The following is a 2,010-nucleotide window of genomic DNA, read 5'->3' as shown; positions in this document are numbered from 1 at the left end:
ATGGTCACCTTGAAATCAACGAAGTGGATTTCTCCGCCACCCGTAACAACGTGCTGCAGTTGGGAGCCGGGATCAGCGCGGCGTCGATGTCAGTGAGCGCAACGTCAAACGGCACGGGGCTGGTGCTGACTGACGGCATCAGCAGTGACCAGATCACGCTGGACGACATGCTTGTCTTCAACCAGTACGGTGTGCAGCAGGTGCAGTTCGCCGATGGCAAGACGCTGTCAGCAGCACAACTGGTCCAGATGGAGACAACAGGCACGAGTGGCGACGACACGCTCTACGGGTCGCCGGGTGCTGACCTGTTCGACGGTAAGGGTGGCAACGACATTGAGGTCGGCGATGGTGGCAGCGACACGTTCGTGTTCAACGCCGGGTACGGCCACCTGGAAATCAGCGAGAATTATTACGGCGTGGCACAGCCGGTGCTGCAGATGGGAGCGGGGATCAGCGCGACGTCGCTCACAGTGAGCGCAACGTCGGACGGCACGGGGCTCGTACTGACTGACGGCATCAGCGGTGACCAGATCACGCTGGACGACATGCTCGTCTTCAGCCCGTTCGGTGTGCAGCAGGTGCAGTTTGCGGATGGCTCGGCGCTGTCGGCAGCGCAGTTGCGCCAAATGGAGGCGACGGGCACGACTGGCAACGACACGCTCTACGGCACATCGGATGCTGACCTCTTTGACGGCAAGGGCGGTAATGATATCGAGGTCGGCAATGGTGGCAGCGATACCTACGACCTGCAACCGGGCTATGGTTCTTTGACGATTGCTAATGGCATATCGAGCAGCAATACGCCAGCAGGTGATCTGTTGATCCAGGATGCGAATCCAAACGACATCTGGCTGCAGCGTGTCGGGAACAATCTGCAGGTCGACCTGATGGGTTCGACCACAGAGGCAACGATCCAGAACTGGTTCGGCAGCACCTATAGCCAACTCGGCAAGCTCACTGTTAGCGGTGGGTCGGCGGGGAACCTCACGGTGGACTCGCAGATCAATCAGTTGATCCAGGCAATGGCGACCTTTTCGGGTAACAACCCCGGATTCGATCCGACGTCGACCGCGAATCAGGTCATTACCGATCCGACTGTCCTTGCGGCAGTCAATACGGCATGGCATCAGTAGCTTCGGCATCACGTCCCGATCGCGCTTCAGGCGACCGGGGTTTTCGCCAATATTCAGTAGTTAGCGGCTGCCTGCGCTACCGATAACGAATGCGGCCACCTGAGCCGACAATAAGGCATTACCTGTGACAGCAAGACCCGAGGATATTGCCGCCGATCCAGGGCTGGCCGCACTCGTCCTGATCGCTCGCCTTCACGGTGTGGCGGCAGACCCGGAACAGTTACGCCACGCGGCAGCGATGAAGACGGAGCGCTTTGAGGAGGGGGATCTGATCCTGTCTGCCCGTTCACTCGGACTGAAGGCACGCGCCGTTACGGTCGGCGAGACACGGTTAGCAAAGACGCCCCTACCGGCGCTACTTCTGGACAGATCTGGTCAGCACTGCGTACTGGCGGGATGTGATGCAACCCGCGCAATGGTGCTCGAGTGCGGTGCGCAAACTCCTACGGTGACTTCACCCTCTGAGGTCATGACCCGATCAGGTGGTCGTCTCCTGCTGTTTGCTTCCCGTGCATCGCTTGCTGGCAGCCTCGCGAGGTTCGATTTTTCGTGGTTCATCCCCGCCGTTGTCAAGTACCGGCGCCTGCTTTTCGAGGTGCTGCTCGTTTCACTCGTGCTTCAGGTCTTCGGACTGGTGTCGCCGCTGATGTTTCAGGTGGTGATGGACAAGGTATTGGTTAACCGGGCGTTTAGCACGCTCAATGTCGTTTGTGTTGCCCTTCTGGTCAGTTCTGTATTCGAGGTGCTGCTTACGGGTCTGCGCAACTACGTATTTTCTCACACGACCAATCGCATTGATGTAGAACTGGGAGCGCGACTGTTTCGTCATCTTTTGACATTGCCGCTCGCCTATTTCGAAGCGAGGCGCGTTGGCGAC

2 protein-coding genes are annotated in these 2,010 nt (G+C 58.7%); both read left to right on the top strand.

The window, feature by feature from the left end; all coding sequences use genetic code 11:
• The coding region (locus PQQ51_RS34250) for a calcium-binding protein (protein WP_408501611.1) at positions 1 to 1,133 on the top strand (1,133 nt) is incomplete at its 5' end.
• 124 nt (positions 1,134 to 1,257) lie between these two features.
• On the top strand, positions 1,258 to 2,010 hold a 753-nt coding region (locus tag PQQ51_RS34245), incomplete at its 3' end, for an ABC transporter transmembrane domain-containing protein (RefSeq protein ID WP_408501610.1).

This window comes from Paraburkholderia xenovorans (assembly GCF_046030735.1).
Taxonomy (GTDB): domain Bacteria; phylum Pseudomonadota; class Gammaproteobacteria; order Burkholderiales; family Burkholderiaceae; genus Paraburkholderia; species Paraburkholderia xenovorans_A.
Note: the sequence above shows the minus strand (reverse complement) of the source record. Positions and strands in the feature narration are given on the sequence as shown.